Annotated in this window: 12 protein-coding genes; 5 read left to right on the forward strand and 7 right to left on the reverse strand. The window is 71.5% G+C overall.

Features of this window, described 5'->3' with window-relative positions; translation table 11 throughout:
* Positions 1-430, reverse strand: a 430-nt coding sequence (locus Q7F20_RS17015; protein WP_305741250.1) for a hypothetical protein, incomplete at its 3' end; no start/stop codon positions are given.
* Positions 431-541: 111 nt separating this feature from the next.
* On the opposite strand from Q7F20_RS17015, the gene Q7F20_RS17020 reads away from it, so the two are divergent.
* Positions 542-973, forward strand: coding sequence for a GNAT family N-acetyltransferase (locus Q7F20_RS17020; RefSeq protein WP_305741251.1), 432 nt, complete (start codon positions 542-544; stop codon positions 971-973).
* A gap of 10 nt (positions 974-983) precedes the next feature.
* Here Q7F20_RS17020 and Q7F20_RS17025 read toward each other — a convergent pair whose 3' ends face one another.
* Positions 984-1,511, reverse strand: a complete 528-nt coding sequence (locus tag Q7F20_RS17025) for an Lrp/AsnC family transcriptional regulator (RefSeq protein WP_305741252.1) — start codon at positions 1,509-1,511, stop codon at positions 984-986.
* A gap of 240 nt (positions 1,512-1,751) precedes the next feature.
* Here Q7F20_RS17025 and Q7F20_RS17030 point away from each other — a divergent pair, with 240 nt between their 5' ends.
* Positions 1,752-2,162: a phage holin family protein gene (locus Q7F20_RS17030; RefSeq protein WP_305741253.1), complete on the forward strand. Its 411-nt coding sequence runs from the start codon at positions 1,752-1,754 to the stop codon at positions 2,160-2,162.
* A gap of 1 nt (position 2,163) precedes the next feature.
* Here Q7F20_RS17030 and Q7F20_RS17035 read toward each other — a convergent pair whose 3' ends face one another.
* Both Q7F20_RS17035 and Q7F20_RS17040 read right to left on the reverse strand, forming a co-directional pair.
* The gene (locus Q7F20_RS17035; RefSeq protein WP_305741254.1) at positions 2,164-2,670 is read right to left on the reverse strand and encodes a hypothetical protein; all 507 of its coding nucleotides are present in this window, start codon (positions 2,668-2,670) and stop codon (positions 2,164-2,166) included.
* Positions 2,671-2,707: 37 nt separating this feature from the next.
* The gene (locus Q7F20_RS17040) at positions 2,708-3,097 is read right to left on the reverse strand and encodes a DUF5997 family protein (protein ID WP_305741255.1); all 390 of its coding nucleotides are present in this window, start codon (positions 3,095-3,097) and stop codon (positions 2,708-2,710) included.
* 33 nt (positions 3,098-3,130) lie between these two features.
* Here Q7F20_RS17040 and Q7F20_RS17045 point away from each other — a divergent pair, with 33 nt between their 5' ends.
* Together Q7F20_RS17045 and Q7F20_RS17050 are read left to right on the forward strand one after the other, a co-directional pair.
* On the forward strand, positions 3,131-3,892 hold the full coding sequence (locus Q7F20_RS17045; protein ID WP_305741256.1) for a LysR family transcriptional regulator substrate-binding protein: 762 nt from the start codon (positions 3,131-3,133) through the stop codon (positions 3,890-3,892).
* Positions 3,889-4,359, forward strand: a complete 471-nt coding sequence (locus Q7F20_RS17050) for a GNAT family N-acetyltransferase (RefSeq protein WP_305741257.1) — start codon at positions 3,889-3,891, stop codon at positions 4,357-4,359. The genes Q7F20_RS17045 and Q7F20_RS17050 overlap by 4 nt, the downstream gene beginning before the upstream one ends.
* Position 4,360: 1 nt before the next feature.
* Here the strand turns inward: Q7F20_RS17050 and Q7F20_RS17055 are convergent, their stop codons facing one another.
* From Q7F20_RS17055 to Q7F20_RS17065, 3 genes are read right to left on the reverse strand one after another with little or no spacing between them, the layout of a single operon-like run.
* The gene (locus Q7F20_RS17055; RefSeq protein WP_305741258.1) at positions 4,361-5,170 is read right to left on the reverse strand and encodes a DJ-1/PfpI family protein; all 810 of its coding nucleotides are present in this window, start codon (positions 5,168-5,170) and stop codon (positions 4,361-4,363) included.
* A 38-nt stretch (positions 5,171-5,208) separates the two neighbouring features.
* Positions 5,209-5,826 carry a DNA-3-methyladenine glycosylase I gene (locus Q7F20_RS17060; RefSeq protein ID WP_305741259.1) on the reverse strand — a complete coding sequence of 206 codons (618 nt, stop codon included), beginning with the start codon at positions 5,824-5,826 and terminating at the stop codon, positions 5,209-5,211.
* A 34-nt stretch (positions 5,827-5,860) separates the two neighbouring features.
* Positions 5,861-6,268 carry a VOC family protein gene (locus tag Q7F20_RS17065; protein ID WP_370871725.1) on the reverse strand — a complete coding sequence of 136 codons (408 nt, stop codon included), beginning with the start codon at positions 6,266-6,268 and terminating at the stop codon, positions 5,861-5,863.
* Between the two features lie 105 nt (positions 6,269-6,373).
* On the opposite strand from Q7F20_RS17065, the gene Q7F20_RS17070 reads away from it, so the two are divergent.
* Positions 6,374-6,898: a hypothetical protein gene (locus Q7F20_RS17070; protein ID WP_305741261.1), complete on the forward strand. Its 525-nt coding sequence runs from the start codon at positions 6,374-6,376 to the stop codon at positions 6,896-6,898.
* Positions 6,899-7,063: the final 165 nt, after the last annotated feature.

Consider the following 7,063-nt stretch of genomic DNA (forward strand, 5'->3'; position numbering starts at 1 on the left):
GCTGCGTGTGCGCCGGCGCCGCGGGCGCGGGCTGCGAGTGGGCGGAGGTGGGTGCTGCCGGGACCGGCGCCACCGGGACAGGCGCTGCCGCCGGGGCCGGCGCCACCGGGGCAGGTGCTGCCGGGGTCGGTGCTGCCGGGACCACGGGAGCGACGGCCTTCCGCACCGGGTCGACGACACCTTCGACGACGTTCCCGACCCCGCTGGCGACGCCCTGGACCGTGCTGCCGAGGCCGCCGACGACCCCGCCGACCAGGCCGCGCTGCTGTGCCGGCTGCGTCTGCTGGGCCGTGGCCGCGGACGGCTCTGCCGCCGATGCCGGACGAGCGCCGAGCACCAACGAGAGCAGCACGAGGGCCGCAGCGACACCGACGCCGAACACGACGTAGCGGATCATCGCGCGCCAGGGTGCGCGCAACGTCTGATCCATGCGCTCACCTCCTGGTCTCGGCTGCGCACGTAGAGTGGTTGACCGGCAATGTACGCCGCTCCGTCCCGGAACGCACCCTGTTTCGGAAGAAATCGTCAGGAAAGGCCGGTCTTGGTCTCGATCTTCAACGCCCCGACGCGCAACCTGGACGTCGTCACCCTGCACGAGATCCTGCGACTCCGGCAGGACGTGTTCGTCGTCGAGCAAGCAGCTGCCTACCCGGACATCGACGGTCGGGACCTCGAACCCGGGACGCTGCAGTTCTGGGCCGGACAGGGTTCGGTCGACGCGACGCTCCGGCTCCTCCGCGAGGACGACGGCACCGAGCGCATCGGCCGTGTCGCCACCGCCACGGCTGCACGGGGGCAGGGGCTGTCGTCGAGGCTGATGGAGGCCGCGATCGCCGAGGCACGCTCCCCGCGCATCGCCATCGACGCGCAGGCGCACCTCGAGCAGTGGTACGCGCGGTTCGGTTTCGTGCGCTCGGGTGACGACTTCAGCGAGGACGGGATCCCGCACCTCCCGATGACGCGCACGCGCTGACGGGCGCTGGTCAGGCCCGCCAGCGCCGGAGCTCGTCGAACGACCGCGCCTGCTGGGCCCGGTCGGCGACGAGTCGCTCGAACACGATGTTCGTCTGCGTCGTCGCGACCGAGGGGTCACCGCTGAGCTCGTCGGCGACGAAGTCGCGGAGCTGCTCGGTGGACGTGCACGCGATGTGCACGAGGAAGTCCTTGTCGCCCGCCAGGAACGACACGTCCTGCACGACCGGCACCCGGAGCAGGCGCTTCGCGAAGTCGCGGAGTTCGTGGCGTGCGGCGGCGTGCACCCGGACCGACACCATCGCCTCGATCGCGAAGCCGAGCCGCGCGACGTCCACGTCGGCCCGGTAGCCGCGGATGACCCCGGCGTCCTCGAGCGCCCGGACGCGCGTCAGGCACGTCGACGGAGCGATGCCGACCGCAGCAGCCAGCCGGTTGTTCGGGATCCGGGCGTCGGCGGCGAGGGTCCAGAGGATCCGCTCGTCGATCTCGTCGAGGCGCGGCGCTGGGTCGGGGCGACGGTCGTGGCGATCGGACACGGCTCGACGCTACCGCGGTCCGTCGACGCCCCGCACGGCCAGGAGATCCGTGTTCTTCCCGGTGCGTGACCGTTCTGGTTCGCGATCCCCGGGATCCGCGAACCAGAACGGTCACACGCCGGACGGAACCTGCTCATCGCCGCGGATCCTGGGAACCCGCTCCGCACCGGTGACGCCCCGCTTCTCGGACGCGTCACCCTGGTGAGCGCGGACCACCGCGCCCGAGGAACAGGAGACACCATGGGCACCGACCACCACGACGGCACGACCGGTAAGCCGTCCCTCCGGGACACCGTCACCGCCGGACTCGTGCAGAAGGCGCTCGAGCCGGTGCTCCGCGCCGTCCGGGACGAGGTCGCTTCGGCGCGACGCGAGATCGGCGACCGGGTCGAGGGGGCGAGGACGGGTCTCGTGCTCACCGGTGCCGCGGCCGCCTTCGCGCTGACGACCCTCGTCCTGCTCGCCGGGTTCGTGGTGGCGCTGCTCGCGCTCGTCCTCCCGCTCTGGGCCGCGACCGGGATCACGCTGGTCGTGTTCGGCGTCGTGACCGCGGTCCTCGCGGTCGTCGGAGTCCGGGGCATCCGCCGCGGCGTGCCGCCGGTCCCGACCGACACGATCCACGAGGCGAAGGACCGGATCGTCGAGGCCTGACCTACATCGCGAGCGTCATGCCGACGACGGCGACCGTCATCGCGAAGACCTCGCCGCTCCGGACGGCCCGCCGGTCTTCTCGCGCCCACTCGTAGCGGAGCAACCAGCCGCTGAACGCGGCGTAGCCGATCACGCCGGCGCCGAGCACCGCGGTCAGGGCGATGCCGTGCCCGGCGTGTCCGTCGGCGACGCCCGTCGTGTGCCCCATCAGGAGCATCCCGGACATCACGACGGCGGACAGCGCCCGGTGGACGTCCATCGGCTCCGCGCGGCGGCCGTCGGCACGGCGCCGACGCATCACCGGCAGCGGCGCGAGGAGCAGGAGCACGGTGGCGGCCAGGATCGTCCACTCCGCTCCGGCGTGCACGACCGGCAGGAGCATGGCGACGAGCATCACCGCTGCGGGGACGATCACACCCGGACGAGGCCGGTACCGGTCCCCCACGATGCAGCACACCGACGCGAACTGCGGCACGACGAGCATGGCGTCGGCGACGGTCTCGTGCACGCGGTGTCCTCGGGCGGCGGGGTGGTGCGGGGCGGGGTCAGTCCTCGGCGCGGGCAGCGGCCTTCGCGGCGCGCTCCTGCTTCACACGGGCGTTCTCGGCGTGCACCGCGGCCTGGGTCGCGCGCTCGCGGACGAGCCACTCGGGCTTCTGCTCGAGCAGCGTCTTGATCTCCGCCGTGGTGAGCGGTTCGTCGATGCCCGCACGGGTCAGCCCCGAGATCGACACACCGAGCTTCTGCGCCACGACGGGTCGCGGGTGCGGTCCGTCGCGACGGAGGTCCTCGAGCCAGGTCGGCGGCTCGGTGCGGAGTTCGTCGAACGCGGTCCGGCTGATCGGCGCGTCACGGAAGGTCTCCGGGGCGGCCGCCAGCAGGATGCCGAGCTTCTTCGCGGCCGTCTCGGGCTTCATGGTCTGTTCCTGCGCCATGGACACAAGGGTACGGCCCCTATGCTCGGTTGCATGACCGCGGCACTCACCATCGCCTTCGTGCCGGGGGTGTCCCCCGCCAAGTGGGCCCGCGTCTGGCGCGAACGCTTCCCCACGATCGAACTCCGACTCCGCCCGGTCGGAGCCGACGAGGTCGACGACGCACTCGCCGGCGAGGCCGACATGGTGTTCGCCCGGGTCCCCGTCTCGGACGTGCACAACGCCATCCCGCTCTGGACCGAGACCGCCGTGGTCGCGATGCCGAAGGACTCCGCGCTCGCCGACCTCGACGAGGTCGACCTCGCGACGACGGACGTGCACGTCGTCGACGCCGGTCCCGTCCCCGCCGACGTCGACGCAGCCCTCGACCTCGTCGAGGCGAACGTCGGCGTGGCTGTCCTCCCCCAGTCCCTCTTCCGTGCCGCGAGCCGCAAGGAGCTCGTCAGCCGCACGCTCGTCGGCTCGCCCGGCACCCGCATCGTCCTCGCCTGGCGTTCCGAGGACGCCTCCGAGACGACGGAGGAGTTCATCGGCGTGGTCCGCGGGCGCACCGCGAACAGTTCGCGTGGTGAGCAGGACCAGCCAGGAGGCGCGACTCCCGACACGAAGGGCGGGTCCCGTCCGGCGAAGGGCGGCGGCAAGGCCTCGCCGTCGAACGCGAAGACGGTCGCGAAGCGCGGCGCCACCAAGGGCACCGGCGGCAAGAGCGGTGGCGGCAAGAACTCGACGGGTCGCGGGCGCGTGCAGCGTGGCATGAAGGGCAAGCCGAAGCGCGGATCGAAGGGGAACCGGTGACCGAGACGCGCCTCGTCCCGATGCCGTCCGAACGTCTGCCGGCGTGGCTCGACCAGACGATGGCGGAGTACGTCGAGTCCCGCATCACGGCGGGTGAGACGCGCGAGCGCGCCGAGGCGAACAAGCAGCAGTCCCTCGACAAGTGGTTCCCGGACGGTGCTCCGCTCCCCGAGCACTTCGTCTGGGACGTCCTCGACGATGCCGACGCGGTGGTCGGGTACCTCTGGATCGGCCCGTTCGCACCGGGCAGCACCGACTGGTGGGTGTTCGACGTCGAGATCGACGAACCGTACCGACGCCGGGGGCACGCCCGCCGAGCGCTCGAGCAGGGGCACGAGGTCGCCCGCGCGAACGGCGCCCGGTCCATCGGTCTGAACGTGTTCGGGTACAACACCGGCGCGCAGGACCTCTACCAGCGGCTAGGCTACGGCGTCACCGCGACGCAGATGCAGCTCCCGCTCGACTGAGTCAGCGCATCACGGCCGCAGCAGCCTGCGTCACCCGGTCACCGCGTGCCGCTTCCGCTGCGGTCCGCGCCTCGGTCACGACCCGGGTGTCCGCGCGCGTTGCTGAGCCGGCGTCGAACGGCGGCTGCGGGTCGTACTCGATCTGCAGCTGGATCGCCTCGGCGGCGGGCTGCCCGGCCAGTTCGGCAGCGAGCCAGAGCGCCATGTCGATGCCGGCGCTCACCCCCGCTGCGGTGACGACGGCGCCGTCGTCGACGATGCGGTCGTCGACCGGCTGCGCACCGAACGCGGCAAGCATCGGCTTCGACGCCCAGTGCGTCGTCGCGCGCTTGCCCGCGAGCAACCCGGCCGCGCCGACGACGAAGGCACCGGTGCACACCGAGGTCACCCAGGTGGCGCTCTCGGCCTCGCGCCGGACGAACCCGATCACCGTGGGGTCGAGCATCGCGTCGAATGCGCCGTCGCCACCGGGGACGACGAGCACGTCGGCCGGCCCGGCGTCCGCGATGGTCGTCGTCGGGACGAGTGCGAGCCCGCAGTCGCTCGGCACCGGGTCGAGCGTCGCGGCGACGTACTCGACGCGGGCGCCGGGGACACGGGACAGCACCTGGGCGGGACCGGTCAGGTCGAGCTGCGTCAGGCCGGGGAACAGCAGGAACGCGATCCGGATCTTGGCGGGATCGTGCGCCGGGGTGACGGCATCGGGGTCGTCGGAGGGCTCGGGCGCCGGGACCTCGGCGTCGAGGGGCACTTCCACCACCTCGGCCTCGACCGGGTGGACGGGGCGGACTCGCGGGTTCTCGGAGCTCATGTCGCGACCCTAGCCCTGCACCGTCGGCGCCGCCGGAGTCAGCTCCAGACGCCGGAGGTCCCGCGGCGGTGGCTGCCGACGAGGTGCGTGTCGACGATGCCCAGTGCTTCCATCAGCGCGTACATCGTGGTGGGCCCGACGAACGCGAAACCCCGCTTCCGGAGGGCCTTCGACAGCGCGAGGGACTCGTCCGACTTCGTCGGGACGTCGGCGTACGTGACGGGCTCGGGCGTCGTCGCCGGTCGGAACGACCACACGAAGTCCGACAGGCCACCGTCCTCGCGCAGTGCGATCGTGGCGTTCGCGTTGGTGATCGTCGCGAGGATCTTCGCCCGGTTCCGGACGATGCCGGCGTCGGCCATGAGTCGGGCGACGTCCGCTTCGCCGAAGCCGGCGACCGTGTCGGCGTCGAAGTCCGCGAACGCCGCACGGAACGCGGGGCGCTTCGCGAGGATCGTGCGCCAGGACAGCCCGGACTGGAACGCCTCGAGCGACAGCCGTTCGAACACCCCGCGCTCGTCGCGCACCGGCATGCCCCACTCGGTGTCGTAGTACGTGCGGAGCAGCTCGTCCGCCGATGCCCAGACCGGACGGGCCAGGCCGTCGTCGCCCACGACGAGGTCGGACGGCGGCGCTGGGACGGGCTCGGTGCTCATGCTTCCATCCTGGCGCGCGCCGCCGACACCGCGGTCATGCGGACGGTGGTCCGTCCTGCGTCGCCTGCGGGTCCATCCACACGTGTTCCCAGCGGTGCCCGTCGGGGTCGAGGAAGCTGCGCTGGTACATGAAGCCGAGGTCCATCTCCGGCCGGTCCTCGGTGCCACCGGCCATGACCGCCGCGTCGACCACGCGGTGCACCGCGTCCTTCGACTCGGCGCTGAGCGAGTTGATGACCTCGATCGTCCCCGTGTCCGCGATCGTCTTGTCCGTGAACTCGGCGAACTTCGCGTGCGTGAGGATCATCACGGAGATCGTGTCGCTCACCACCACGCAGGCCGCGGTCTCGTCGGTGAAGTCGGGGTTGATCGAGTAGCCGAGGGCCTCGTAGAACGTCTTCGAGCGCTCGAGGTCGGCGACGGGCAGGTTGATGAAGACCATCGTGTCCACGGGGAGGATCCTTTCGTCGTGCTCAACCTGGCGCGCCTGGGCCCGCAGCGCAACCGTTTCATCGGCGAAGCAACCGGAACACAATATACTGTCGCCATGCACACGGCGTACGTCGACGAGTCCGAGCCCGGCGGCGGACTCGATCACACGGTCTACGTGCTCGCCGCCGTCGTCGTGACGGATGCAGGAACCGACGATGCAAGGTCCGCCGTACGGCGGAACACCCCCCGGCGCATGCGGAAGTTGCACTGGTACGAAGGCCTTCCCGCGCAGCGCATCTCGTGGCTCGACCTCCTGCGGCACGCGCTCGAGGTGGTGATCGTCCGCTACGACGGCGCGGTCGCACGAGCGGAGCGGCGTCGCCGACGATGCCTGGAACGTCTGGTGTGGGAACTCGAGCAACGTGGCGTCGGAACGCTCGTGCTCGAGTCTCGCGGCCCTGCGAGGGACCGTGACGACCGCTCCATGTTCACCACGCTGCGCGATCGAGGCATCGGGTGCCGACTGCGCTGGTCACATGTGCTTCCTTCGGACGAGCCGCTACTCGCCCTCGCTGACATTGCGTGTGGTGCGCACGGTGACGGCTCTGGACAGCTCCCGCCGCCGGTGATGGTGGCCTGATCACGACGGGAGCCCCGCAGCGTGTCTCCGGACAGCGCAAATCCCCGGGCCCGCGCTGGCTGCAGGACATCCGGGGATCACTTCCGACCGAGAACACCCGGTCGACATATCAATACTAGGACCGCAGCCCGACTACCGTCAAGCGGCACCGGGACGGACGGGAGG

The organism is Curtobacterium sp. A7_M15, assembly GCF_030705415.1.
Taxonomy (GTDB): Bacteria; Actinomycetota; Actinomycetes; order Actinomycetales; family Microbacteriaceae; genus Curtobacterium.